25 protein-coding genes and 3 tRNA genes are annotated in these 24121 nt (G+C 71.4%); 7 read left to right on the forward strand and 21 right to left on the reverse strand.

Annotation, left to right across the window (positions count from 1 at the left end; translation table 11 throughout):
• Window positions 1–43: 43 nt before the first annotated feature.
• From RB608_RS25085 to RB608_RS25130, 10 genes are all read right to left on the reverse strand, one after another.
• Window positions 44–1453, reverse strand: a complete 1410-nt coding sequence (locus tag RB608_RS25085) for an FAD-linked oxidase C-terminal domain-containing protein (protein WP_308090818.1) — start codon at window positions 1451–1453, stop codon at window positions 44–46.
• Entirely contained in the window at window positions 1453–2367 is a 915-nt protein-coding gene (locus RB608_RS25090; RefSeq protein WP_308090819.1) for an alpha/beta hydrolase-fold protein, read from the reverse strand. The genes RB608_RS25085 and RB608_RS25090 overlap by 1 nt, the downstream gene beginning before the upstream one ends.
• Before the next feature lie 114 nt (window positions 2368–2481).
• Complete coding sequence (locus RB608_RS25095) at window positions 2482–3723, reverse strand: amidohydrolase family protein (protein ID WP_308090820.1); 1242 nt, start codon at window positions 3721–3723, stop codon at window positions 2482–2484.
• Window positions 3720–5048, reverse strand: a complete 1329-nt coding sequence (locus tag RB608_RS25100; protein WP_308090821.1) for an MFS transporter — start codon at window positions 5046–5048, stop codon at window positions 3720–3722. The genes RB608_RS25095 and RB608_RS25100 overlap by 4 nt, the downstream gene beginning before the upstream one ends.
• Before the next feature lie 191 nt (window positions 5049–5239).
• Complete coding sequence (locus RB608_RS25105) at window positions 5240–5773, reverse strand: cupin domain-containing protein (RefSeq protein WP_308090822.1); 534 nt, start codon at window positions 5771–5773, stop codon at window positions 5240–5242.
• A gap of 182 nt (window positions 5774–5955) precedes the next feature.
• The gene (locus tag RB608_RS25110) at window positions 5956–6699 is read right to left on the reverse strand and encodes an ABC transporter ATP-binding protein (RefSeq protein ID WP_308090823.1); all 744 of its coding nucleotides are present in this window, start codon (window positions 6697–6699) and stop codon (window positions 5956–5958) included.
• Window positions 6696–8591 (reverse strand): dipeptide/oligopeptide/nickel ABC transporter permease/ATP-binding protein, encoded by a 1896-nt coding sequence (locus tag RB608_RS25115; RefSeq protein WP_308090824.1) that lies wholly within the window; start codon window positions 8589–8591, stop codon window positions 6696–6698. The genes RB608_RS25110 and RB608_RS25115 overlap by 4 nt, the downstream gene beginning before the upstream one ends.
• Complete coding sequence (locus RB608_RS25120; RefSeq protein WP_308090825.1) at window positions 8591–9583, reverse strand: ABC transporter permease; 993 nt, start codon at window positions 9581–9583, stop codon at window positions 8591–8593. Before RB608_RS25120 ends, RB608_RS25115 begins: the two co-directional genes overlap by 1 nt.
• Window positions 9584–9587: 4 nt before the next feature.
• Window positions 9588–11168 (reverse strand): ABC transporter substrate-binding protein, encoded by a 1581-nt coding sequence (locus RB608_RS25125; RefSeq protein ID WP_308090826.1) that lies wholly within the window; start codon window positions 11166–11168, stop codon window positions 9588–9590.
• A 236-nt stretch (window positions 11169–11404) separates the two neighbouring features.
• Complete coding sequence (locus RB608_RS25130) at window positions 11405–12637, reverse strand: helix-turn-helix domain-containing protein (protein ID WP_308090827.1); 1233 nt, start codon at window positions 12635–12637, stop codon at window positions 11405–11407.
• Window positions 12638–12857: 220 nt separating this feature from the next.
• On the opposite strand from RB608_RS25130, the gene RB608_RS28345 reads away from it, so the two are divergent.
• Window positions 12858–13073 carry a hypothetical protein gene (locus tag RB608_RS28345; protein ID WP_392391060.1) on the forward strand — a complete coding sequence of 72 codons (216 nt, stop codon included), beginning with the start codon at window positions 12858–12860 and terminating at the stop codon, window positions 13071–13073.
• A gap of 27 nt (window positions 13074–13100) precedes the next feature.
• Here the strand turns inward: RB608_RS28345 and RB608_RS25140 are convergent.
• A tRNA-Arg gene (locus RB608_RS25140) sits at window positions 13101–13173 on the reverse strand.
• Window positions 13174–13271: 98 nt separating this feature from the next.
• Here RB608_RS25140 and RB608_RS25145 point away from each other — a divergent pair.
• Window positions 13272–14279: a LuxR family transcriptional regulator gene (locus RB608_RS25145; RefSeq protein ID WP_308090828.1), complete on the forward strand. Its 1008-nt coding sequence runs from the start codon at window positions 13272–13274 to the stop codon at window positions 14277–14279.
• 24 nt (window positions 14280–14303) lie between these two features.
• Here the strand turns inward: RB608_RS25145 and RB608_RS25150 are convergent, their stop codons facing one another.
• The 3 genes from RB608_RS25150 to RB608_RS25160 form a co-directional block, all read right to left on the reverse strand.
• Window positions 14304–14438 (reverse strand): hypothetical protein, encoded by a 135-nt coding sequence (locus tag RB608_RS25150; RefSeq protein ID WP_282401660.1) that lies wholly within the window; start codon window positions 14436–14438, stop codon window positions 14304–14306.
• 157 nt (window positions 14439–14595) lie between these two features.
• Window positions 14596–14686, reverse strand: a tRNA-Ser gene (locus RB608_RS25155).
• Between the two features lie 101 nt (window positions 14687–14787).
• Window positions 14788–15246: a hypothetical protein gene (locus RB608_RS25160; protein ID WP_308090829.1), complete on the reverse strand. Its 459-nt coding sequence runs from the start codon at window positions 15244–15246 to the stop codon at window positions 14788–14790.
• 105 nt (window positions 15247–15351) lie between these two features.
• Here RB608_RS25160 and RB608_RS25165 point away from each other — a divergent pair.
• Window positions 15352–15436: transfer RNA gene (locus RB608_RS25165), tRNA-Ser, on the forward strand.
• A 99-nt stretch (window positions 15437–15535) separates the two neighbouring features.
• Here the strand turns inward: RB608_RS25165 and RB608_RS25170 are convergent.
• Both RB608_RS25170 and RB608_RS25175 read right to left on the reverse strand, forming a co-directional pair.
• Complete coding sequence (locus RB608_RS25170) at window positions 15536–16555, reverse strand: hypothetical protein (RefSeq protein WP_308090830.1); 1020 nt, start codon at window positions 16553–16555, stop codon at window positions 15536–15538.
• Between the two features lie 31 nt (window positions 16556–16586).
• Window positions 16587–17390: a carbon-nitrogen hydrolase family protein gene (locus tag RB608_RS25175; RefSeq protein WP_308090831.1), complete on the reverse strand. Its 804-nt coding sequence runs from the start codon at window positions 17388–17390 to the stop codon at window positions 16587–16589.
• Between the two features lie 49 nt (window positions 17391–17439).
• On the opposite strand from RB608_RS25175, the gene RB608_RS25180 reads away from it, so the two are divergent.
• From RB608_RS25180 to RB608_RS25190, 3 genes are read left to right on the forward strand one after another with little or no spacing between them, the layout of a single operon-like run.
• Window positions 17440–18033: an NTP transferase domain-containing protein gene (locus tag RB608_RS25180; RefSeq protein WP_308090832.1), complete on the forward strand. Its 594-nt coding sequence runs from the start codon at window positions 17440–17442 to the stop codon at window positions 18031–18033.
• A gap of 56 nt (window positions 18034–18089) precedes the next feature.
• A complete protein-coding gene (locus RB608_RS25185; RefSeq protein ID WP_308090833.1) occupies window positions 18090–18413 on the forward strand; it encodes a DUF6457 domain-containing protein in 324 nt (107 codons plus the stop codon).
• A gap of 19 nt (window positions 18414–18432) precedes the next feature.
• Complete coding sequence (locus RB608_RS25190) at window positions 18433–19410, forward strand: NAD(P)H-quinone oxidoreductase (protein WP_308090834.1); 978 nt, start codon at window positions 18433–18435, stop codon at window positions 19408–19410.
• A gap of 24 nt (window positions 19411–19434) precedes the next feature.
• Here the strand turns inward: RB608_RS25190 and RB608_RS25195 are convergent, their stop codons facing one another.
• Entirely contained in the window at window positions 19435–19821 is a 387-nt protein-coding gene (locus RB608_RS25195) for a VOC family protein (RefSeq protein ID WP_308090835.1), read from the reverse strand.
• A gap of 13 nt (window positions 19822–19834) precedes the next feature.
• Window positions 19835–20425, reverse strand: coding sequence for a hypothetical protein (locus tag RB608_RS25200; protein ID WP_308090836.1), 591 nt, complete (start codon window positions 20423–20425; stop codon window positions 19835–19837).
• A gap of 194 nt (window positions 20426–20619) precedes the next feature.
• Here RB608_RS25200 and RB608_RS25205 point away from each other — a divergent pair, with 194 nt between their 5' ends.
• A complete protein-coding gene (locus RB608_RS25205; protein WP_308090837.1) occupies window positions 20620–21240 on the forward strand; it encodes a bacterial proteasome activator family protein in 621 nt (206 codons plus the stop codon).
• 18 nt (window positions 21241–21258) lie between these two features.
• Here RB608_RS25205 and RB608_RS25210 read toward each other — a convergent pair whose 3' ends face one another.
• Genes RB608_RS25210 through serS form a run of 3 tightly spaced genes read right to left on the reverse strand, consistent with a single transcriptional unit; the run spans window position 21259 to window position 24022 of the window.
• Window positions 21259–21897, reverse strand: coding sequence for a hypothetical protein (locus RB608_RS25210; RefSeq protein ID WP_308090838.1), 639 nt, complete (start codon window positions 21895–21897; stop codon window positions 21259–21261).
• Entirely contained in the window at window positions 21894–22745 is an 852-nt protein-coding gene (locus RB608_RS25215; RefSeq protein ID WP_308090839.1) for an HAD family hydrolase, read from the reverse strand. The genes RB608_RS25210 and RB608_RS25215 overlap by 4 nt, the downstream gene beginning before the upstream one ends.
• Window positions 22742–24022, reverse strand: coding sequence for a serine--tRNA ligase (gene serS, locus RB608_RS25220; protein WP_308090840.1), 1281 nt, complete (start codon window positions 24020–24022; stop codon window positions 22742–22744). Before serS ends, RB608_RS25215 begins: the two co-directional genes overlap by 4 nt.
• Between the last annotated feature and the right edge of the window lie 99 nt (window positions 24023–24121).

A 24121-nucleotide genomic window follows, 5' to 3' on the forward strand; every position in this document is an offset into this window, starting at 1 on the left:
ACGGGCAGGCATGCCGAGGGGTCGTGGGTACGGGCGCGGAGCGTCAGCCTCGGTCGGCCGGTCCCGGGGTGCTTCCGTCCGCCCGCGCCGCGATCACCTTGCCGGGGTTGAGGATGCCGTGCGGATCGAGGGCCGCCTTCACCGCGCGGTGGAGGTCCAGCACCGCCGCGGGCAGCTCTTGGACGAGCCCGTCCATCTTGAGCAGGCCGATGCCGTGCTCCCCGGTGACCGTCCCGCCCAGTGCGATGGCCTCCACCATGATCTCCTCGAAGGCGCGCTGGGCACGCACCCTGGCCGCATCGTCGCCGCGCGGCGTGATCAGGAGGGGGTGCAGGTTGCCGTCGCCGGCGTGGGCAATGTTGGCGATCAGGGTGTCGTGCCGCTGACCGATCGCCTCGATCCGGGCGAGCATCTCCGGCACCGCCGCCTTGGGCACGCAGACGTCTTCCGTCAGCACGGGCCCCAGGCGCTCGAGGGCCGGGTACGCCAGGCGACGGGCCGCGAACAGCGCGTCCGCCTCGTCCTCGTCGGTCGAACGGGCCGCCCAGGTCGCCCCCGCTTGCTCGAAGCAGTCGCGGATCGCGTCCGCCTCGTCGTCGCCAGCCGCGCCGGGGACGTCGCACCGCGCCAGGAGGATGACCTCGGCCTCGACCGCCAGGTCCATCTTCTTCCACTGGTCGACGGCCTCGAGGCAGTGCCGGTCGACGAGCTCGAGCGCCGAGGGGACGATGCCCGCTGCGCCGACGGCCGTAACGGCGCGCCCGGCGTCCACGATCGACGAGAAGTAGCCAGCGACGGTGCGCTCCGGCGGACGCTGGGGATGCACCCGGAGAGTCACCTCGGTGATGACGCCGAGCGTCCCCTCAGAGCCGACGAGCAGCCGGGCGAGGTCGTACCCGGCCACACCCTTCGCCGTGCGGCGGCCGAGCCGGACCAGCTCGCCGGTTCCGGTGACGACCTGCAGCCCGAGCACGTAGTCGGCCGTGACGCCGTACTTCACGCAGCACAGGCCCCCCGCATTGGTCGCGACGTTGCCGCCGATCGTCGACCAGGGTGCCGATGCGGGGTCGGGTGGATACCAGAGCCCCTGCTCGGCGCATGCGCTCCGCAGCTGGTCGTTCACGACACCGGGCTGCACCACGGCCAGCCGCTCCAGGGGGTCGATCTCCGTGATCGCCGTCATCGCCTCGGTCGACAGGATGACGCACCCGTTGACGGCGTTCGCGCCGCCGGACAGACCGGTACCCGCACCTCGGGGGACGACGGGCACGCCGTGCTCGATGCATGCGCGCACGACCTCCTGGATCTCCTCGGCAGTACGCGGGCGGACCATCAGGAGCGGCGTCCCGTGGGGCGCCCACTCCGCCTCGTCGTGGGCATAGCTCGCCGTCACCGCGGGATCGAGCTGCAGTCGGTCAGCGGGGATCCGCTCGCGCAGGCGTTCGACCAGCATCACGCCGGACTCGACCAGCAGGTGCGCATGAAGCTGAGGAACGACGGCTGGAGGCCGGTCAGGTGGGTCTCACCGAGCACGTGCGTGGTCAGGGCGAGCCCCGACTCCCCCGAGCGCAGCGAGTCGACGAGGGCCGTGAAGCCGCGCCCGATCGTGCGGTAGATCGCCAGCTCTCCCGTCATCTCGGGCCCGTTGATCGTCAGGTGAAGGCGCTTGCCGGACAGGTCGAGAGGCGTCTCGGCGAGCGCGAGTGCCGTGCTGTCGAGCGACGCGACTCCCGGACTTCCCGCCCCGTAGGCGGTGAACAGGGAGCATCCGGTGAGCAGGGCGTACAGAGAGAACAGTCCGCCGTAGGAGTAGCCGAACAGCCCGTGGCCCACGGCCGAGACCCGGTAGCGGCGGCTGATCTCGGGGTGCAGCTCGTCGGTGATGAACGCGAGGAACGCGTCGGCCCGGGTGTTCGCCAGCTCGGCGAGATAGGCGTCAGCGGCCTCCTGGGTCATGAGCCCCTTCTCGACCGCGAGGTCCAGGGAGCCTTTCATCGCCGGCGGGACGGGCTCGCCCGGCGGCACGAGATCACGGTTGCGCACCCGGGACCAGTCCTGGGCGTCTGCACCGGCATAGCCCACGGTCACCTGGAGGTAGGGAGCGATGGGGAGCGCCTGGTCGCCCTGCATCACGGCCAGCGGTGCGGTCTGGCCCACGCTGTAGTTGCCGTCGGTCACGTAGAGGACCGGGTACGCCTGCTCGTCTTGGGCGTACGTCGGCGACGTGGTCACCCAGATCGCGAACCGCGCACCCACGGACGCCGAGTCCAGCTCGAAGTACTCCGTCCCACCGAACACCTGCTCGACGGACATCACGGCGATGGCCGCATTCCCCCGCTGATCGCCGTTCGCGGCTTCCTCGGTCATGTGTTCCTCCTCGGGTCGTTGTGTCGGGCTTCTTCGCCCGGAACTCGTCGCGGGCGGCAGCCATGTGGCCCCGCCTCGCGCCATGGCTGCGGGGACGTTGATCATGGACGGCTCCTAGTCGAGCCGGTTCTTGACGACCTCTCCGCCGCGCATGATGAGGTCCAGGTTCCGGCCCTCCCCCGCGAGGAGACCGACGTCTTGTAGCGGGTCGCCGTCGACGACGATCAGGTCTGCGTGCGCGTCCGGCGCGACGCACCCCAGCTGCCCGGTCTGCATGAGGATCTCCGCGCCGACCGAGGTGGCCTGACGCAGGATCTCGACGGGCGTGAAGACCTCGCGGCGGAGCTGGAACTCCCGGGTCTGCTGGGTGTAGAAGCCGGCCAGCAGGTCGGTGCCGTAGGCGATCTTGACCCCCGCGCTCCGCATCACGTCCAGACCGGCCATCGAGTCGTCGTAGACCGCGCGGAGGTCGTCCATGCGGTCGCCCGGCAACCCCATCTCCAGGCCCTGCTCGACGAGCGAGACGAGGACGGCCATCGTGGGTACGACGTACGCACCACGCTCCGCGACGAAGGCGGCGGTCTCGGCGTCGATGAGCGCCGCATGCTCGACGCAGCGCACTCCGAACTCGACCGACCGGCGTGTCGATTCGCTCGTCAGGCAGTGCGCGGCCACGTAGGTGCGCCGTTCGGCACATTCGTTGACGATCGCGCGGATCTCGTCTTCGCGGAACTGGTTCATCCAGATCGGGTCACTGGGCGACATCACGCCGCCGGAGGCGACGATCTTGATGCAATGGGCGCCGCGGCGCAGCTCCTCGCGCGCCGCCTTGATGCACTCGTCGACGCCGTCGGCGATCACGCCCGCCCAGTTCATCGAGGCACACGAGCAGTAGCCGTGCGTGTTGTTCCTCTCGTTCGGCGTGCGGTAGTCGACGTGGCCGCCGGTCATCGACAGGATCTTGCCCGCATAGAAGAACCGCGGCGCCCTGATCAGGCCGTCCGCGATGGCTGCAGCCAGGGGATAGTCGCCACCGCCGATGTCACGCACGGTGGTGAACCCGCTGTCGAGCGCATGACCGAGCTTCTTGATCGCGTAGGCGGTCCGGTACGGCGCATCCCGGTCGTTGAGCACGCGGGGATCGAGGTCGGAGAAGTAGGAGTGGATGTGCATGTCAATCAGGCCCGGCATCAGGGTCTTCCCGGCGACGTCGATCCTGCGCGCCTCGTCCGCTCGGATCGGCTGGTCGGAAACCTCGCGGATCCTGCCGTCCTCGATCAGCACCGCCATCCCCTCGGGGCATTCCTCGGAGACGCCGTCGAAGATCCGGGCGTTCTCCAGAACGATCTGCGTCATCGTCGAGCCTCCTGTGCCACCTGCGTCGTCACCGTCACGTGATCAGTCTGCGGCTCGCGGTACCACGCCAGCACGACGGCCAGCGCCAGCACCGCCGTCGAGGCGACGAAGACGGGGAAGGCCAGGCGGGAGCCGGTGGCGTCCGTGAGCCACACGGCGACGAAGGGCATGAACCCACCGATGATGACCGTGAGGTTGTACGCCGCGGCGCCGGCCGTGACCCGGACCTGGGCCGGGAAGAGCTCCACCACGTTGATGACGGCCGGAGTGATGAACACGGACAGCGGGATGACGAAGATCAGCGCGCCCAGCAGGCCGAGGGCGAAGATGCCGGTCGAGCCCAACAGGAAGGTCGGCACGACACCCACCGCCATGGCACTGGCTCCAACGACCAGGATCGGCTTCCTGCCTATCCGGTCGGCCAGGCCGCCCGAGAGCAGGATTCCCGCGATGATCGTGAGGCCGGCGATGGTGTTGATCGTCAGCGCCTCCTCCTTCGAGAAGCCGTTGGCCAGCATGTAGGCGAGGTAGGCCGCGACACTGACGTAGACGGCGATCGAGTAGAACGTCCCGAAGCCCAGGTACAGGAGGATGGCGCGGGCGTTCTGACGCATCGCGAGCCAGAAGCCCTCCGGGATCGGCTCGACCGTCGCGGCGTCCCGCTGCTCGTGAATCTGCTGGAACTCAGGCGTCTCCTTCAGCGAGCGCCTGATGTAGAGACCGACGAAGCCGAGGGGCAGCGCGGTGGCGAAGACCACGCGCCACCCCCACGACTGCATCTCCTCGGCCGGCAGCGCGATGGTGAGCACGGTCCCCAGGGTCGATCCCAGGACCATGGCACAGAAGGTGCTCACTCCCAGGAAGCTCACCATCCGCGCCCGACGATCCGGCGGCGCGTGCTCGTAGAGGAACGCGGCAGCACCGGCCAACTCACCCCCGGCCGCGATGCCCTGCGCGATGCGGGCGCAGATCAGCAGCATCGGCGCGGCGATCCCGATGGCGGCGTACGCCGGGATCAGGGCGATGGAGAAGGTGGCGATCGACATCAGCGTGATCGTGACGTAGAGGATGTGACGCCGACCGTAGCGATCACCGATGCGCGCCAGCACGACGCCTCCGATGGGCCGCACCACGAAGGCGATGCCGTACGCCGCCCAGGTGTTCAACATGGCGGCCGTCGGGTTGTCGGCGGGGAACATCGCGACCGAGATGAAGGCGGCGACCACGCCGTACACCGCGAACTCGTACCACTCGACGAAGTTGCCGATCGACGCCGCGACGACCGTACGGCGCAGGCTGGGTCTGTTCGCTGCACCTCGAGGCACGTCTACCTCCTCAACATTCACGAGGTCTTCTCTCCGCTACGCCACCCGCAGTGGCCGGTCTCACCGGATGTGCTCGGTGCGTGGTCAAGACCAGCATCGCCTGACGCAACCTGGCAGGGCAGTAGTCATGTGTCGTGACCTCAGCTGGGCTCATTTGACCGATGTCGCGGGCCACTGCAGGACGTCGCTGGTCAGGAGCCCGCGGTGGCGCGGGGCTCGTACTTGGTGCCCACCACCACTGCTGCCACGACGCAGGGCTCGGTTCCCCGATTGACCCACCGGTGAACGTTGCCGACCTGGACGATCACGTCGCCGGTCTGGAGCTCCTTGGCCTGCGAGTCGCTGAGCTCCAGGGTGATGGGACCGGACACGACCACGACCAGATCGATCGTCTCCGACATGTGCATGCCATCGGTGCCGGGCTCGACCGTGGTCAGGAGACCAGGGAAGGTCTCCTCCAATTCCTCGAGCTGACTCTCCGTCGGATCCTCGATGGGGGCAGCGGCCTGGCCCGGTTGCAGCGTGAGCAGCACGAACCGCCAGCCGTCGGTGGGCGGAAAATGACTGTGCCAGGAAGGCTGCGAGCCGTCCCGCGGCAGGATTCGTTCATCGGCGCCCCAGATGTGGTGCATCGCCACACCGGGCAGCGCCTCGGCCGATCGAGCCTCGATCGTGGAATCCTCGGTAAAGACCGGATTGCCGTTCTCGTCGTTCGCCGAGATCACCCTTCGGAGCATGGTCGTCCCCTTCGTCTGGTCATGGGCTGGGCTGCGGTCCTCGGGCGGTGGTGGCCACCATCACGAATCCGTCCTCATTCACCGCCTTCGTTCATCCTGATTTCTCGCGATGACACAGGCCATGGAGGAATGTCGCGGTTTCGGCCGGGGTTTCTCGACGCCTGTCGGGATCAGGGGCCAGGCCTCGGTCCGCCGCCGGGCATGGAGGCGAGCAGCTTCCGGGTGTAGGCGGTGGCGGGAGCCGCGAAGACACGATCGGTCGGACCCTGCTCGACGATCCGCCCGGCGGCCATCACGGCGACGTGGGTCGCCACGTAGCGCACCACGGCGAGGTTGTGGGAGATGAAGAGCATCGTCAGGCCGGAGTCGCGCTGCATCTCCCGGACGAGGTTCAAGATGGCGCCCTGGACGGAGACGTCGAGCGCCGAGGTGATCTCGTCGGCGAGGACGACAGTGGGCCGTCCGGCCAGCGCCCGGGCGATCGCCACCCGCTGTCGCTGTCCACCAGAGAGGCGCGCTGGTGGGTCGGCAGCCCGGTCGGGGTCCAGGTGGACGAGTCGGAGGAGGCGGGCGATCTCGGCGCGCTGCGGCGCTCGCCGGAGCCGCTCGGGCAGCGCCTCGGCGATGCTCCGGCCGATGCTCATCCGCGGGTCGAGCGAGGAGGACGGGTCCTGGAAGACCATCTGGATCGGCCGGCGACGTCCCTGGCTCTGGACCGGCCGCCCGTCGAGCAGGACCCGTCCGCGGGACAGGGGTGCCAGCCCGACCGCTGCCCGGGCGAGCGTGGACTTCCCGGAGCCGGACTCGCCGACCAACCCCATGATCTGGTGCTCGGGCACGGTCAGGCTCACCCCGTCGAGGACGGTGTGGTGCCCGTAGCGAACCGTGACGTCCTCGAAGTCGAGCCTGCTCATCCGACAGCCACCTCCTTGGTCTCGGCGGGAAGCGGATCACCGACGTGCCAGCACGCCACGGTGCCGGCCGGGCCGGCCTGCAGCGTGGGCTCCTCCTGCCGGCAGCGGTCGGTCACCCGGGGGCAGCGAGCGGCGAACGCACAGCCGTCCGGTACGTGCCGGGGATCCACCGGTTGGCCCGCGATGGTGGCCAGCGGGGCGTCGAGGTCGGTCGTCATCTCGGGAACCGCCCCGATGAGAGCCCGGGTGTAGGGATGCCGGGCCTGGGTGTACAGGTCCGCCGCGGGAAGGTCCTCGACGATCCGGCCCGCGTACATGACGAGCACGCGCTCGCAGATGCTCGAGACGACCGAGACGTCGTGGCTGATCAGAAGCAGTGCGGTGCCGTGCTTGCGGCGGATCTCCTGGAGCAGGTCGAGCACCTGCCGCTGCACGGTCATGTCGAGCGCGGTCGTCGGCTCGTCGGCGACGATCAGCCGTGGGGTGCCCATGAGCCCCATCGCGATCATGGCCCGCTGGCGCATGCCACCCGAGAACTCGTGCGGGTACTGGCGAAGGCGACGCTCGGGGTCGGAGAGGTGCACGGCGCGGAGCCGGTCGGCAGCACGCGCGGAGGCCTGCCGCCGGGTGAGTCCCTGGTGCCGACGCGCGGCCTCGCCGAGCTGGCTGCCGAGGCGCATCACGGGGTTGAGCGACGTCATCGGATCCTGGAAGACGACCGCGAGGGACGTCCCGAGCAGCGCATCGTGGGCGGTACGCCGACCGGAGCGGAGGTCGGTCGCGCAGAAGGTGAGGCGTTCGGCGGTGACGCGGCCGGGTTCTTCGACGAGCTGCGCGACGGCCAGCGCCGTCATCGACTTCCCGGAGCCCGACTCCCCCACGATGCCGACGGCTTCACCGGCCCGCAGGGCGATCGAGACTCCGCGCACCGGGGAGACCGGGCCGTACGGCCCGGGGAAGGCGATCTCGAGATCACGGACGTCGAGCACGAGGTCGGTGTCGGCGTCACGGGTGTTCGACCGCGGGGAAACCGACCGGCGTTCCGTCAACGACCTCGTCGTCCGGATCCGGGACTTCGCGCCGAAGGTGCCGGCGGCCGCCTCGCCGGTGAGGTTGAGCGCCAACCCGGTGAGGACGAAGGCGACGCCGGGAGCGAGAGCGGCGAGCGGGTTGTCGTAGATGATCGCGAGCCCGTCCTGCATGAGACGTCCCCAGTCGAACTGCGGCGCCTGCACGCCGATGCCGAGGAAGGACAGCCCGCCGAAGGCGAGGAGGACGCTGCTCGCGGTCACGGTCGCGTTGACGACCAGGGGCTCGGCGATATTGGGCAGGACGTGCCGCACCATGATGCGCAACGGGTGGACGCCGGCGATGCGTGCCGCGGCGACGAAGTCCCGCTCGGCGACTCCGGCGCCGAGCGCGTAGACGAGCCGCGCGAAGGGCGGTGCGATCGCGATCCCGATGGCGAGCAGGGCGCTCGTCGTGCTGACGCCGAGGATGACCGCGAGGAAGAGGACCATCAGCAGGCTCGGGAAGCCGAGGAGCACGTTGACGAACGCGACGACGAGCCGGCCCAGCCGCCGCGGGAGGAGCAGGGGAGCCATGCCGAGCAGGAGGCCGAGCCCGACGCCGAAGATGGTGGCCGCGAGGGTCAGGACGATCGACAGGCGGGTCGCGACCAGGGTCCGGAAGAGGATGTCACGGCCGAGGTTGTCGGTGCCCGCCCAGTGCTCGGGTGACGGGCCCGCGAGCATGTTGTCGGTATGGGTGGCCGTCGCGCGATCACCCCAGACCAGGGGCGCGAGGACGGCGAGCAGGGCGAGGATCACCAACAGTGTGATCCCGACGATGCCGAGGGGGGTGCGCAGCACCTCGGGCCGGCGGCGACGCATCAGGAGTCTCCGATCATGGAGCGGGGGTCGATGGCGGCGATGGCCACGTCGACGAGGGTGTTGACGGTGAGCGCGATCGCGCCGTAGACGAGGACGGCCCCCTGCACCAGCGGGTAGTCCCGGCTCTGGATCGAGGAGACGATGGTGCCGCCCAGGCCGGGCCAGGCGAAGACGTTCTCGACCAGCACCGTGCCGGCGACCATCGTGGCGAGCATGAGGCCACTCAGCGTGAGCGTGGCGGTGACGGCGTTGGGCAGCGCGTGGCGCAGGTTGATCCGCAGCGCGCTCAGCCGCTTCGCCCGCGCCGTCCGGACGTAGTCGGCGTCGAGCACGGCCAGCATCTCGACCCGGACGATGCGGGCCAGCACCGCGGCCGGCCCGACAGCCAGGGCCAGCACCGGCAGCACGTAGGAGTCGAGGCCGTCGCGACCGGCCGCCGGGACGAGCCCCAGGTTCACCGCGAACACCGCGACCAAGGCGACGCAGACGACGAATTCGGGGATCGAGGCGAGCACGATGCTGGTCCCGACGAACGTGAGCTCGGTACGACGTCGCCGCCCCTGCCGCGTCGCGACGGCCAGGGCGACCCCTGCCGGCACGGCGAACGCGAACGTGACCACGAAGGCCGGGAGTGCCAGCGAGAGCGTGGCCAGCAGCCGTTGGCCGATGGTCTCCGCCACCGAGAGCTGGGTGAGGATCGACTCCCCCAGGTCGCCGGTGAACAGGTCCCGGAGGTAGGTCAGGTACTGGTCGAGCAGGGGTTCATCGAGTCCCAGCTGCTCCCGCCTCGCCGCAACGAGCTCGGCGGGAGCGCTGGTGCCGAGCGCGGCACGGACCGGATCGCCGGGCACGAGCTGGATCATCAGGAAGGACGCCGTCACCAGGATCCACAGAGAGATCAGCAACCGCCGCGCTCTCCGGAGGACGAACCTCGTCCAGCGCCCGCGCGTCCGCCGCGCCGATGCATGAGCCACCGCCACCGTCGCCGTCACCGGATCAGCTCAGCATCCTGATGCTCGTCGGTACCATCAGGTTGCCCGCCCGCTCGAGCTCGGCGCCCTTGTGGAAGGTCAGCACGGTGACATTGGCGAACGGGACGACGTCGGCGCTCTGGAAGAGCGCCGCCTCGGCCGCCTCCCACTCGGGGCAGCTGTCGGTACCGACCTCGGTCAGCGCTGCTTCGGCGTGGGAGTCATAGTCGGCGTTGCCGACGGAACCGAAGTTGTTGCCGCCCAGGGCAGGCGACGGGCCGGAGACGAAAGGCATGAGCACCAGGGGGTTCGGGGCCTTCGGCGACGACCAGGTGACGTCCCAGTCGCCGGTCTGGAAGAGCGCCGCGGTGTGCTCGGTGATGTCCAGTGCCCGGGCGTCGACCTCGGCACCCAGCTTCTCCCAGGCCGCAACCACCAGCTCCGCGGCCGCGGTCTGACCGGGCCCCTGGCTGCTGTAGACGAACGTGAGCGACAGCTTCATGCCGTCCTTGGTGAGCACACCGTCGTCGTTCTTGGCCCAGCCGGCCGCGGTCAGCGCGTCGGCGGCGGCAGCCGGATCGCTGCCCGGCAGGTTCCCCTTGACAGTGTTGCCGTCGCAGACGCCGGTGTCGTACACGGCCAACGCCGTGGGGGTCGAGCCCCGGCCGGACGTGATGACCCGCTGCAGCTCGGTCAGGTCGAGCGCCTGGGTGAGCGCCGTGCGGACCACCGGATCGCTGCCGACCCGGCCGGGCGCCTGGTTGTACCACTGGTGGGCGTACGCGCTCTGCGTCTCCACGGCGTCGATGCCCTGCTTCTCGAGCCGGTCGCCGTCGCGCCCGAGGAAGGACGCCGCATTGGCCTGCCCGCTGAGGATCAGGTTGGTGGCCGTGGACTCGCTGGAGACCACCTTGAACACGACGGTCGAGGGGGTTCCGGTCTCGGATGTCGTCGCGCCGCCCGGGCCCCAGGCGTAGTCCTTCCGGACAGCCAGCGTGTAGTGGTCGCCCGGCACGGACTCGGTCACTGTGAAGGGTCCGGTCCCCGCGGTGCCGGCCTTGAGGCTGTCGCGGTCCTTCATCCCCGACCGGCACACCATGGGCAGGTGGGCGAAGCCCTCGAGGACGAAGGGGGCGGGCGAGGTGAGCGTGACGGCGACGGTCGAGCCGGACGCACTGGCCCGGGCGTCGGCGGGCACGTACACGCCGTGGAACGGGCTCGCGTTGGCGACGTCGGCGACGTACTCGATGTTGTCGACCACCGTCTGGGCGTCGAACGCCGAGCCGTCCGAGCAGGTGACGTCGTCCCGGAGCTCGAAGGTGACGGCCTCGGCAGTGACCTTCCACGACGAGGCGAGCTGGGGCTGGATGGTCCCGCGCGGGTCGACGCCCACGAGGGTGTCGTACGCGAAGCTGCCGATCTCGGTCGCGACGAACGAGGCCTGCGGGTCGAGGTTCCCCGGATCGGCCAGCGTGGCCAGGGTGAACGTCTTTCCGTCGACGTAGTCACCGGAGCCGGCCGGGTCGGGAGAGCCACCGCACGCGGCGAGGCCGGCGGCAGCGAGGAGAAGGGGCAGTACGCGAACAGCCTGGTCACGGATGGACATGATCAGCGGCCCTCGTTTCGGCGTTGGTTGGGCGGGCGACGGGATACGCGAGTGCCGACGCGATGATCCGGACCGATGACGGCGGGTCCTGGAGATCGCCCCAGATGGGCGGCTGCGATCGAGCCAGTATTGGGCTCGCGAGCGACCCCTCATAGCGTCGCCTGTCGCTGTTCAGAGGGCTCTTCGGCGACAATCGTCGCTAGCGCCCGGGCCGGTACGCCGCCCGGGCGGGGCGGTCAGCTGTGCGTGTCCGCGTTGAGGCGGAAGGCGATCGCGAGGGCGCGCAGCTTGAGGCCGAGGTGGAGGGCAAGGCGGTCGTCACCGTTGTGCAGGTTGCGACCGGTGACCTGCTCGATCCGCCGCAGGCGCTGGTAGAGCGTCGCGCGATGGATGCACAGGGCCTCGGCGGCCTCCTGGGCGCTGCCGCCGTGGTCGAAGAACGCGGTGAGGCTGGCGATCAGGACGCCGTGCACATCGGCGTCCTCGAGGGCGACGAGGTCCGGCGTCCGGGAGGCCTCGGCCAGGTCGTCGGGGGCGAGGGTGACCAGCAGCTCGTAGGGTCCGAGCTCGCCCCAGCGCGCGGTGCTGCCGACGCCGGGAACGAGGACCGCCGTCCGTGCGGCGCGCACCGCCTTGCGGTACGAGTCGGCCACCTCGTCGAGCCGCTCGACCGTGGGCCCCAGGCCGAAGACGAGCGTCGACCTGCCCCGGGTGAGGTGCTTGAACCGGATCGTGATCCGGTCGGTGATCGTGTCGACGAGGTCGCGTGCCGGTGGCCGCCGCAGGGCGAGCAGGAGCCAAGCCCGCGATCGGTTCGTGGCGAGCAGTGCGACGTCGTCGGTCACTGCACGGCTGCCCTCCTCGACGGCCGCCTCGAGCTCGACCCCTCGCTCGGCGTGCGTCTCGTCGTCGGACAGGCACTGCACGGCCAGCACGGTCAGGTGGAGCGGGCTGTCGGGGAACAGCTCCTCCGCCCGAAGGTCATCGATGGCCTGCGACCGGATCATCGTGTCAGGCGAGACCAGGTCGCGCAGGATGGCCTCGTGCCGGGCCTGCGACCGCTGCCGCACGAGCAGCCGCCGGTACAGCACGGTGCCGGCCCGGTCCGCCGCCTCCACAGCCAGTGCCACGTCGGCATCGCTGAGCGTGCAGCCACGGTCGAGCAGCCACAGGTAGCCGAGGAGCTGGCCCTGGCAGCGCACGGGCGTGCACAGCCGCGGCGTGGCGTCGAGCACCTCGAGCTCGAGTCGTCCGGGCTCGGTCCACTGCGACACCCCGTGGGTGAGGATCAGCTCGACGACCTCGGCCGGGACCGTCCGGTTGAGCACCGAGTTGATCCGTACCGGGTCCTCGTCGCCGAAGTGCCGGCTCGCCGCCAGGAGCCGGATGCCGGGGTCGTCGATCGCCACCGAGCGCTCGAGCCGCTCGGCGAGCTCGTCCACGATGGCCTGCAGCTCGTCCTCGGGCATGGCGCACTCCCTTCTCGGTGTGGCGAGGTGCACATCGTAGGCGTCCGCGGCGGGCCGTCGACCGCGTCGTCGCATCAGCGCGCGTTCGGCCCCGCCCGGCGGCGGATCAGCTGCTGCCCCGCCGCCGGCGGACCTTGAGCGCGGCGGTCACGTCGATCGGGTAACGGATCGCGCACCCGCAACACTGGCCCGAGGACCTCGACTCACGGGCAAGAAGGTCGTGGTCATCGGCAACGCCGCCACTGTGGTCATGCTGGTGCCGGAGATGGCCGCCGACGCCGCCCACGTCGCGATGCTGCAGCGCGCCCCCACGTACGTGATGCCCATTCCGCGCGTGGACGAGCTGGCCAACAACCTGTGCCGCTGGTTCGGCGTTTGGAGAGTTTTGGCAGTTGCATCGAGTCCTCCCGGACCCTGCAATGAGCGGGGCCCCTGATTCACGCGGGAACCAGGGGCCGATCTGCGCGCCTGTAGGGATTCGAACCCCAAACCTTCTGATCCGTAGTCAGATGCTCTATCCGTTGAGCTACAGGCGCCCGTCACCGAAGCGACCGCATGAGAATAGCCGAGGGGCCCGGTAGATGCCGAATCACCGCCGCCATGGATGCCCGGGCCGGTGTGGAACCATGACGCCATGACCGCCTACGAGCCCGAGGACCGGGCCCTCTTCGAGGAGGAGGCGATCGGTCTCTACGAGCAGGTGCTGGCGGAGGGCGGTCTGGCGGCGGACGACCCGAGGCTGGTCGACGGGGCACCGATCCGGCGGGCGTTCGACCTGCTGGTCGAGCTGGGGCTGCTGCAGCTGGACGCGTCGCGGAAGACCTGGCGGCCGCTGGAGCCGAGCAACGCGCAGTCGCGGGTCGTGACGCCGCTGGGCAACGAGGGTGCGCGGTTGCTGGAGGAGTCGGCGCGGTGGGCGAGCGCCTTCTCGCACCTGACGCAGAGCTGGCGCCGGTCGCCGGCGGCGAGCGAGTCCGGCCCGTTCCTCTACCTCCACGGCGAGGCCATCAATCCCTACCTCACCACGCTGGTCAGCGAGGCCCAGGAGGAGCTGCTGACGGCGCAGCCGCAGGCCACGCGCAGCGCCAAGACGGTCTCGGAGGCGGCGGTGCGCGACGTGGCCGCGCTCAAGCGGGGGCTGACGATGCGCACGCTCTACCAGCACAGCGCGCGGCGCCACCCGGCAACGCACAAGTACGTCGCCACGGTGACCGAGCAGGGTGCGGAGGTCCGCACCCTCGACGAGTTCTTCAACCGGATGATCGTGGTCGACCGCCGGGTCGCGCTGATCCCGGCCGCCGACAGCCTGGCGACCGCGGTCGTCGTACGGGAGCCGGCGATCGTGGCGTACCTCGTCGACGTCTTCGAGCGCGCCTTCGCCCGGGGACGCCCCTTCGCCAGTGCGGGGCACAGCGTGACGAAGGAGATCGCCTCGGAGCAACGGTCGATGACGATCCGGATGCTGATCGAGGGCCACGCCGACGCGGTGAGCGCGAAACGGCTGGGCGTGAGTCCGCGGACGTACGCCGGCTACGTGGCCGAGCTCAAGGAGGAGTACGACGCGGAGACGCGCTTCCAGCTCGGCTACACGATGGGGACGCTGGGCATAGCCGGTCAGGACGACGACATCACGTCGTCCTGACCGATCAGGATCCGAGCGCCTCCGTCAGCGGTGCGCGCCGGGAAAGACCCGCCAGCCCCAGCCCGTGTCGGCCTCGGCCGCCGTGGGAAGGGAGACGATGCCGGCCGCGGTGATCAGTGCTGCCAGCGTGAAAGCGGTCTTGCGAGCGAGCTTCTTCATTGAGCATTCCCCTCACTGGTGGGCGGCCGGGTGCCATCCCTCCGGGTACCCGAGCCGCAGGCGCCTACCCCCACAGGACGCTTTCAAACATCCTTCCCCAAACCAAGCCAATAAGCGAGGCCCCCGGTCGGGTGTCGACCGGGGGCCTCGTCAGCGGCGGAGGCGGAGGGATTTGAACCCTCGATGGGGTTGTAGCCCCAAACCCGCTTAGCAGGCGGGCGCCATAGACCAGACTAGGCGACGCCTCCTCCACCGCGCCGGTCACAGACCGGCCAGCGTGGGCAAGGCTACAAGGAGCGCCGGGGAGCGGACCAATCGGGCCCGACCATGGACTCCGCCGGAGGCGAGGTCAGCGGGCGGCGCGCCGCAGATGCGCCCGTACGTCGCGCGCGAAGTCGTCCTTGTCGGCAGCGACGAGCTGCATCGGGATGGTCGTGCTGCGGCCGTCCCGCAGGCGCAGGACCAGGCAGTCGATGCCCGACGGCGCCGCCGCAACCGCGTCCTCGACCTCGGTCCAGCGGGCCTCGGTGGCCCCGGCGGCACGGACCATCCGGACCTGGTAGCCGGCGTCGGTGAGCCGCACGACCACCAGCCGCGAGCGCAGCCACCAGCCGAGGCCGATCAGGCCGAGGAGGCCCACGCCGAGCACGAGGACCAGCAGGTCGGCGTTGAGATCGGCCGCCACCACGACGGCCGTGACGACGAGCAGCGCCAGGGCGAGCAGGACGAGATAGGCCCCGACGAAGCGGGCCATCACCGGCGGGGCGAGACCGTAGTCGGTGACCCGGTTCGGCTGCGTGCTGCTCATGATCGGCATTGTTCAACGTCGGGCGGGGACGGGGCAAAGCAGCGACGGCGCGCCCACTAGACTCGGCCGGGTGTCCGGCACGGCGCGCGCGGCGTACCGGACCCAGGAGGGGTGCCGGAGTGGCCGATCGGAACCGCCTTGAAAGCGGTCGTAGGGAGACCTACCGCGGGTTCGAATCCCGCTCCCTCTGCTGAGACGCGGCGCGACTACCCGGGCGCTATGGCATCTACCCGGGCGCTCTTGCGCCGAATTTCGTGCGGTAACCCTTAGTTACAAGGCGCGGCGCCGGTCACAGGAGGGGGGCGAAGCGTCCCGGCTCCGGGCGTACGGCAGCCGCCTGCTCGGCCACGCGACTCCCCCGCCCGCGGTTGCCGGTGAAGGCGAGGTCGAGGCGGATGAGCAGCCAGCCCAGGACCAGGCCGACGGCCAGGCCGTAGACGACCGACAAGGCCGCCTCCTGCACCGAGACGGCGGGGTTGGCGAGCGCGGTCGCGGTGGAGGAGGTGGCGGCGACGCCGAAGGCGCACACCCACCAGCCCTGGCGGCGGCGGGCCCGCATGTGGCAGCCGTACGCGAGGGCGGGTACGCCGAGGACGCTCGCGATCGGGCGCGGGAAGGCACCGAGCGTGTCCCGGCTCCACGCCACCCAGTCCAGGAGCTGGTCGACGAGTCCGGTCGAGCCGTAGCGGCGCAGCAGCTCGGCGTACAGCAGGGTCGCGGCGAGCACGACCGCGCCGATCGCCACGATGACGAGGCCGCGGCGGCCCAGGCCGTGGAAGCCCGCACCGAGGCGATGGACGAGCACGATCGCCGCCACGAACGCGAGGCCGAGGCCGACGTACTCGAACCGCTCCTTCTGGATCGCCGGCTCGAAGCCCACGGTCGCCATGGCGCCGATCCCCGCGACGAGGAGGCCGACCACGCACTCGCGGGCGGCGGTGGCGATGCCCGCGGCAGGCACGGTGATCATGACGCCGAGGACGGCGGCGACCGCCGAGGTGCCGACGGCGGCGCCGGTGAGCAGGAGCTCGTTGTCGCTGGCCACCGCGGCCAGGGCGCAGGCCAGCGCGAGCGGTGCGAAGACCAGCGCCCGACCACCGGTCCGGGCCGCCAGGCCCCAGGTGAAGGCGGTCGCGACGCCGACCGCGCCCGCCGTCCCGAGCCACGCGGGCCCGGCCGGGAGCATCGCGCAGACCAGGGCGCCGGTGGCGGCGACGACCAGGAGGAACCAGATCGTCAGCGGCGCCCGCGAGGCCCCGAACTCACCGATGCGCTGCTCGAGCGGGACACGGGAGGAGGTGCGGGACACGGAGGAGCAGCCTATCCGGTGCTCGGGTGCTTCAGCGCAGCCGGCGGTTGAGGAGCGAGGGATTGACGCGGCGGGCCTCCTCCAGCACCGTGCGCTCGATCACGGTCCGCAGCACCTCCGGCTGCTCGGGCGCCCCGGGGCCGGCCTCGACCACCACCTCACCGAACGGGTCGAGCACCAGCGAGTGCCCGCAGTAGCGGGGGGCCGGCTGGCCGACCGCGGCGACGTACACCGTGTTCTCGATCGCGCGGGCGCTCAGCAGGGTGCGCCAGTGGTGGACCTTGCGCGGGCCCGCGACCCAGGCGGCGGGCACCACGATCAGCTCCGCGCCGCCGTCGACGAGCGCCCGCGCGAGCTCGGGGAACCGGAGGTCGTAGCAGGTCATCAGCCCGACCCGCCAGCCTCGGACGTCGACGACGACCGGCTCGAGCGGGCCGGCGGTGAGACGGTCGGACTCGCGGTAGCCGAAGGAGTCGTACAGATGCACCTTCCGGTACGACGCCGCGGCGGCCCCGCGCACGAGCACGGTGTTGTAGGGCCGCTCGGGGTCGGGGCCACGCTCGAACATCCCGGCCACGATCGTGGTGTCCTGTGCCGCCGCGGCCGCCGCGAGGGCGGTGCCGAACGGACCGCCGACCGGCTCGGCGTACGGACCGACGTCGGAGCCCGCCTCGCCGAAGTCGCGGGCGAAGGCCTCCGGGAACACGACGAGGTCGGTGTCCCCGGCGTGCTCGGCACTGAGCCGGGCGAGGGCGTCGCGGTTGGCCACGGGGTCGAGCGCCGCGGCGGCCTGCACCAGGGAGAGACGGAGCTGCGCGTGGGTGGGACTGGTCACGTCGCCAGCGTAGGCCGCCCCGGACTCGGCACTCTGGGAGACTCGGGTCGTGGTGATCGAGCGCGGACTGTCCGGATATGCGGCGATCGTCCTGGCCGGCGGCCAGGGCTCCCGCCTGGGCGGGGTCGACAAGGCGTCCATCGAGCTGGACGGCCGGCCGCTGCTGGAGCACGCGCTCGACGCCGTCGTCGACGCGAGCGAGGTGGTCGTGGTGGGGCACCCGGTGCCGACCGAGCGGCCGGTGACCTTCGTGCGCGAGGAGCCGCGGTTCGGCGGGCCGGCGGCCGGGCTGCTGACCGGGCGCGACCTGCTGCTGCGGACCTTCCCGACGATCGCGGTGCTCGCGGTCGACATGCCGCGCCTGCACCCCGGCACGTTCCGGCGGCTGCACGAGGCGGCGGTCGGCCACGAGGGCGCCGTGCTCGCGGACGCGGACGGTCGCCGCCAGCTGGCGTTCGTCGTGGAGACCGCCCGCCTGGACGCGGTCCGTCCCGACCACGAGGGCCAGCACGGCCTGTCCGTCCGGGCGCTGCTGGAGCCGCTCGACCTGGTGGCGGTGGCGCCGGTCGGCGACGAGGCCCAGGACATCGACACCTGGAGCGACCTGCGCGACATCGCCTCCGCGCGGCCGTCCCTGGACTGACCCCGGACTGCCCGAACCCCTTGTCACCGGGCGGGCGGTCGTATCACTCTGGTCGGGTGAACCTCCATGACTGGATCGACGAGCTGTGCGACGTCCTGGACATCGAGGCCGAGGCCGACGAGGGCCTGCTGGTCGACCTCGCCGGGATCACCCACGCGAACGTCCACCCCGCTGCCGGATTCGTGACCTCCTTCCTGCTCGGCTTCGCCGCCGGCGAGCAGGGCGCCGCCCCCGACGCGGTCGAGGGGCTCGCCGCGAAGGCGCAGGCCCTCGCCGAGTCGTGGGACCGGCCGGCGGGCGCGCCCGCCGAGGAGGACGAGGACGTCGACTTCGAGGAGCTGGCCGACGCGGACTACTCCGACGAGGACTCCTTGGTCTGAGGGCTGTCAGACTGCCTGCATGCGCGCTGTCACCCAGGCCGCCCCGGGCGGACCCGAGACCCTCGTCGTCACCGAGCTCCCCGACCCGGTGCCGGGGCCGGGCGAGGTCCTGCTCGACGTGGCCGCGACCGCCGTCAACCGAGCCGACCTGCTGCAGCGGCAGGGCTTCTACCCGCCGCCGCCCGGTGCCTCGGACGTGATCGGGCTGGAGTGCAGCGGGACCGTCGCCGCGGTCGGCACGGGCGTCACCGCGTGGGCCGTCGGTGACGAGGTGTGCGCGCTGCTGGCCGGCGGCGGCTACGCGAGCCGCGTCGTCGTACCCGAGGGGCAGGTGATGCCCGTCCCCGACGGCATCGACCTGGTGAGCGCCGCGGCCCTGCCCGAGGTGGCGTGCACGGTGTGGTCCAACGTCTTCATGGTGGCGGGGCTGCGGCCCGGCGACGCCTTCCTCGTGCACGGCGGCGGGGGCGGGATCGGCACGTTCGCGATCCAGCTGGCCGCGGCGTCCGGAGCGCGGGTGTTCACGACCGCGGGCAGCGAGGAGAAGCTCGCCCGCTGCCGCGAGCTCGGCGCCGAGGTGGCGATCAACTACCGCGACGAGGACTTCGTCGGCGTCGTCCGGCAGGCGACCGACGGCGCCGGCGCGGACGTCGTCCTCGACAACATGGGCGCCAAGTACCTCGACCGCAACGTCGACGTCCTCGCCGACGAGGGCCGCCTGGTCGTCATCGGCCTGCAGGGCGGAGCCAAGGCCGAGCTGAACCTCGGGAAGCTGCTCTCGAAGCGGGGCGCCGTGATCGCGACGGCACTGCGCACCCGCCCGGTCGAGGGCAAGGCGCGGATCTGCGCGTCGGTCGTCGAGCACGTGTGGCCGCACGTCGCCGACGGCTCGATCCGGCCGGTCGTCTCGGCCGTGCTCCCCCTCGACGACGTCGCCGAGGCGCACCGGATGATCGAGTCCGGCGACGCGGTCGGCAAGGTCCTGCTCACCCCCTGATCGGACAGCCCGATCGGGGCGCGGTCAGACCGGCCTGCTGTCGTCCAGGCACAGGATGTTGTCCTCGCTGTCCTTGAACCAGGCGGCGTGGCCCATGCCCGCCATCCCCGCCACGTCGCCGTCCCAGGTCACACCGGGCATGTCGTAGTGCTCGAAGCTCAGGCCGGACGCCTTGAGCTCCTCGACCACCGGCCGGACGTCGGGCACGTGGAGCTGGGCGATCGTGTGCCCGGCCTTCCCCGCCTCCTGCGTCTCGTAGAGGAAGAAGTCCGTTCCACCCGTCCGGTAGACCAGCCCGCCCGGGTTCTCGTCGACCGGCTCGAGGCCGAGGGTGTCGGAGTAGAAGCGACGGGCGCGCGCGAGGTCCGCGGCCGGGATGTTCGCGGTGACGGTGCAGCCCTCCAGCAGCATCGGACGGCCCTCCTCAGGCGCTCAGGAAGCGTGGGTGGTGGAGATCGAGGAAGGTCGCGTCCCGCATGGCGTACTCCAGCTCCCGGCGTACGTCGGCGGGCGGCTCGACCCGCTCGCCCTCCCGGGCCGCCTCCTCCGAGGTGAAGGCGACGGTCTCGACGAAGGAGCCGTCGGGCTCGATCGCGAGCGTCCCGCCCAGGATCTCCGGGCGCATCTCGTGGAGGGTCGTCGTGTCCGCCAGCATCGCCTTGAGACGCCCGGGGTCGTCGACCCGCCCCGTGATGACCTGGACGAAGCCGGCCTCGTCGGAGCCGCCGTCGAGGAACAGGGTGACGTCGTCGCAGTCGTGGAAGGTCGGCGGAGCGTCCATCAGGGCGCCGAACCGCTCGGCCCAGGCGCCCTGCTCGGAGCGTTCGGAGTTCGCCATCGCGGCATCCCGCGACGCGAAGCGGACGACCGCCACCAGCTGGTCGTCGTCGGTGAAGCCGTAGGTGCCGCCCAGCCAGCCGGCCGCGCCGGGCGCCAGGTCGCGGCGCCACTCCTCGAGCAGTGCCTGGGCCTCGTCCTGCCGGGTGCAGGGGCCCTGGATCATCTGGATGAACATGTCGTGCTGCCTCCTCGGTCATGGGTCCGTCGTGATGTCGTTGTGAGGTCCACGAGACCGGTCGAGGCAGGTCGTACCGGGCCCCGGCCGGGCCCCGTCCGCAACCTACGCCCGCCGGGCGGGCGCGCCATCACCCAACGGGGGGATCCCTCGGCGCGGCCAAGGACGCACGGGGGTGCCGGTAGGTTGGGGGCATGAGCGAGAACGCCTCCGGGAGCGAAGAGCACATCGTCGTCATCGGACCCGACGGCCAGCCGATCGGCACCGTCTCCGCGTCCGCCGTCGAGCAGGCCGGCGGCGCCGACCAGGACGACGACGACGGCGAGCGCGCGCTGACCGACCTGGTCGAGCAGCCGGCCAAGGTGATGCGGATCGGCAGCATGATCCGGCAGCTCCTCGAGGAGGTGAAGGCGGCCCCGCTCGACGAGGCCAGCCGGAGCCGGCTCGCCGCCATCCACCGCTCGTCGATCGCGGAGCTCGAGCAGGGCCTGGCTCCCGAGCTGGTCGAGGAGCTGGAGCGGCTCTCCCTGCCGTTCTCGGAGAACGCCACCCCCTCGGAGTCGGAGCTGCGGATCGCCCAGGCCCAGCTCGTCGGCTGGCTCGAGGGGCTCTTCCACGGCATCCAGACCGCGATCTACGCCCAGCAGATGGCGGCGCGCGCGCAGTTCGAGCAGATCCGCCGTGCCCTCCCGCCGGGCATGAGCCTCGGCCCCGGCGGTCCCGGGGCCGCGCCCGGCGCCCACCCGCAGGAGCAGGCAGCGCCGGATCAGCAGGGCGGCGACCCGTCGTCGTCCTCCGGCGGGATGTACCTCTGAGCCGAGGGCGCCGAGGCCTCAGGGACGACGGCGGCCGAGGCGGGAGACCAGCAGCAGGCCGAGGAGGCCGATCAGGCTGATCGCGCCGCCCGACGCCAGCACCCGCCCGATCTGAGGTGGGTCGCCCAACGGCTCGTCGGGCTGGTGGAAGCTCACCGGGGTGGGCTGCGGCTCGGGCACGGGCGGGGGCTCGACCGACGATAGGTACGCCTTGAGCGTGGCGGCGATCTTCGGCGTCAGCCCGCCGGGCAGGGGCACCGCGCCGCCGCAGGCGTCGGCGACGATGCCGGCGGCGGTGTCGTGGGTGAAGAAGACGTACGACGCCCCCTGCGCCACGCCCGGCTGCGCGCCGACCGGCCAGTCGACGGTCACCGAGGCCTGCTGGCCCTTCGCGACATCGCCCCGCCAGGCCCGGCGTACCGAGACGACATAGGAGACCCGGCCCGAGCCGGCGGTCGGCGTGGCGACGTCGACCCGGCCGGCGAAGACGTCGTCCGAGGCCGCCGCGCGCTGGTCGACCGCTCGCTCGTCGGTGAGGTCGACCGGCGGGCACTCGGCGGGCAGCCCGCCTGCCGAGCCCGCGGCGGAGCCCGTCAGGACGACCAGCGGCACGGTCGCCGCGAGCAGGGCGGCGCGGAGCAGGCGGGGGGACGTCACCCGTCCATCCCAGCAGATCCGGGGACGGGGAACCAGCGACCGATCTCGACGGCCGCGCCGTCGTCGTCGACGGAGGCGGTCACCGCGTCGGCGACCTCCTTGACCTCGTCGATGGCCTGGCCCATGGCCACGCCGCGGCCGGACCACCCCAGCATCTCGATGTCGTTGCGGCCGTCGCCGATCGCCAGCACGTCGGCCCGGTCGATGCCGAGCTGCTGGGCGACGTACTCGAGGCCGGACGCCTTCGAGACCCCGACGGGGGCGAGATCCAGCCAGGCGGTCCAGCCCACGATGTAGTCGGTGCCGTGCAGGCCGAGGCTGGCCGCGAGCGCGACGAAGTCCTCGGCCGTGGCCTTCGGGTCGCGGATGATCACCCGGCTGACGGGCTCGGCGACCATGTCCTCGACGGCGGCCACGATCGTCGCGCCGCCGAGCTCACCGTCGGGGAAGGCGCCCGACACCCGGTAGCCGACCCCGCGCTCCTCGACCGCGACCAGCGCGTCGGGGTGTCGTTCGAGAACGGCCGCGACCGCCTCACGGGCGTCGAAGGTGACCTCGTGGACCACCTCGGCGGGCGGGTACCTCAGGACGACGGCGCCGTTGGCCGCGACGATCCACAGCTTCTCGCCGTGACCGTGGAGGGCGAGCTTGTCGGCGACGACGGTCATGTTGTGCGGCGCGCGGCCCGACGAGAGGACGATGTGGGCACCCGAATCGAGCACCCGCTGGACGGCGTCGTGCACCGCCGGGGTGACCTCCTCGTGGCTCATCCCGAGCCCGGTCACCCATTTGAGCAGGGTGCCGTCGATGTCGAGCGCGACGAGGCGGGGCTGCCAGTCGCTGCTCATCGGCTCACGGGCTCCAGCACCTCGAGGCCGCCCAGGTGGGGCCGCAGGGCCTGCGGGACCCGGACCGATCCGTCGGCCTGCTGGTGCGTCTCGAGGACGGCGACGATCGCGCGGGTGATCGCGGTGAGCGTCCCGTTGAGCGTCGCGATCGGGCCGGTCCTGTCGCCGAACCGGCCGCGGGTGTCGAGGCGCCGGGTCTGGAAGTCGGTGCAGTTGGAGGTCGAGGTGAGCTCGCGGTACTTGCCCTGGGTGGGGATCCACGCCTCGCAGTCGAACTTGCGGATCGCGCTGCCGCCCAGGTCGCCCGCGGCGATGTCGACGACGCGGTAGGCCAGCTCCAGCTTGTCGAGGAACTCCTTCTCCCACGCGAGCAGCCGCTGGTGCTCGTCCGCGGCGTCCTCGAGCGTGGCGTAGACGAACATCTCGACCTTGTCGAACCAGTGGACCCGGATGATCCCCTTGGTGTCCTTGCCGTGCGAGCCCGCCTCCTTGCGGAAGCAGGGGCTGAACGAGGCGTATCGTCGCGGCAGCGAGGCCCCGTCGAGGATCTCCTGCGAGTGGTACGCCGCCATCGGCACCTCGGACGTGCCGACGAGGTAGAGGTCCTCGCCCTCGATCCGGTAGATGTCCTCCCCGCCGCCCTGGTCGAGATAGCCGGTGCCCGCCATCGCCTCGGTGCGCACCAGCGACGGCGCGATCACCTGGGTGAAGCCCGCGCCGCGCGCCTGCTCCATGGCCAGGTTGACCAACGCCAGCTCCAGCTGGGCGCCGACGCCGGTGAGGAAGTAGAAGCGGCTTCCGCTGACCTTGGCCCCGCGCTCGAGGTCGATGGCGCCGAGCATCCGGCCGAGCTCGACGTGGTCGCGGGGCTCGAAGCCCTCGGCGGCGAAGTCGCGCGGCGTACCGATCTCCTCGAGGACCACGAAGTCGTCCTCGCCGCCGGCCGGGGTCTCGTCGGCGACCACGTTGGGGATCGCCTTGAGGGCCGTCGTCCAGGCCTCGTCGGCCGTGGTCTGCGCGGCCTCCAGGTCCTTGACCTCCGCCGAGAGCTGCTTGACCTGCGCCAGCAGGGCCTGCTTCTCGTCGCCGGACGCCTGGGCGACCTGCTTGCCGAAGGTCTTCTGCGCGGAGCGCTTCTCCTCGAAGGCGGCGATCGCGGCGCGGCGTGCGGTGTCGGCCTCGAGCGCGCGGTCGACCACGTCGGGAGAGGCCCCGCGCTTGGCCTGCGAGGCACGGACGCGGTCGGGCTCGTCGCGGAGGATGCGCGGGTCGATCATGCGGCTCAGGCTAGCCGTCGGGGCCCACCCGCCGCGCATCGGTTTGTCTGTGGTCGGCGGGGCGGGGGCGGCTGCGGCTTCATCACGTTATGTAGGCGA

Source organism: Nocardioides sp. LHD-245 (assembly GCF_030929495.1).
In the GTDB taxonomy this organism is placed as follows: Bacteria; Actinomycetota; Actinomycetes; order Propionibacteriales; family Nocardioidaceae; genus Nocardioides.

Excerpts from the sequence above, each read along its gene's own strand:
- RB608_RS25085 (WP_308090818.1), bottom strand. The coding sequence starts at position 1,453 with ATGCTGGTCGAACGCCTGCGCGAGCGGATCCCCGCTGACCGACTGCAG.
- RB608_RS25090 (WP_308090819.1), bottom strand. The coding sequence starts at position 2,367 with ATGACCGAGGAAGCCGCGAACGGCGATCAGCGGGGGAATGCGGCCATC.
- RB608_RS25095 (WP_308090820.1), bottom strand. The coding sequence starts at position 3,723 with ATGACGCAGATCGTTCTGGAGAACGCCCGGATCTTCGACGGCGTCTCC.
- RB608_RS25110 (WP_308090823.1), bottom strand. The coding sequence starts at position 6,699 with ATGAGCAGGCTCGACTTCGAGGACGTCACGGTTCGCTACGGGCACCAC.
- RB608_RS25115 (WP_308090824.1), bottom strand. The coding sequence starts at position 8,591 with ATGCGTCGCCGCCGGCCCGAGGTGCTGCGCACCCCCCTCGGCATCGTC.
- RB608_RS25125 (WP_308090826.1), bottom strand. The coding sequence starts at position 11,168 with ATGTCCATCCGTGACCAGGCTGTTCGCGTACTGCCCCTTCTCCTCGCT.
- RB608_RS25130 (WP_308090827.1), bottom strand. The coding sequence starts at position 12,637 with ATGCCCGAGGACGAGCTGCAGGCCATCGTGGACGAGCTCGCCGAGCGG.
- RB608_RS25145 (WP_308090828.1), top strand. The coding sequence starts at position 13,272 with ATGACCGCCTACGAGCCCGAGGACCGGGCCCTCTTCGAGGAGGAGGCG.
- RB608_RS25150 (WP_282401660.1), bottom strand. The coding sequence starts at position 14,438 with ATGAAGAAGCTCGCTCGCAAGACCGCTTTCACGCTGGCAGCACTGATC.
- RB608_RS25160 (WP_308090829.1), bottom strand. The coding sequence starts at position 15,246 with ATGAGCAGCACGCAGCCGAACCGGGTCACCGACTACGGTCTCGCCCCG.
- RB608_RS25190 (WP_308090834.1), top strand. The coding sequence starts at position 18,433 with ATGCGCGCTGTCACCCAGGCCGCCCCGGGCGGACCCGAGACCCTCGTC.
- RB608_RS25195 (WP_308090835.1), bottom strand. The coding sequence starts at position 19,821 with ATGCTGCTGGAGGGCTGCACCGTCACCGCGAACATCCCGGCCGCGGAC.
- RB608_RS25200 (WP_308090836.1), bottom strand. The coding sequence starts at position 20,425 with ATGTTCATCCAGATGATCCAGGGCCCCTGCACCCGGCAGGACGAGGCC.
- RB608_RS25205 (WP_308090837.1), top strand. The coding sequence starts at position 20,620 with ATGAGCGAGAACGCCTCCGGGAGCGAAGAGCACATCGTCGTCATCGGA.
- RB608_RS25215 (WP_308090839.1), bottom strand. The coding sequence starts at position 22,745 with ATGAGCAGCGACTGGCAGCCCCGCCTCGTCGCGCTCGACATCGACGGC.
- serS (WP_308090840.1), bottom strand. The coding sequence starts at position 24,022 with ATGATCGACCCGCGCATCCTCCGCGACGAGCCCGACCGCGTCCGTGCC.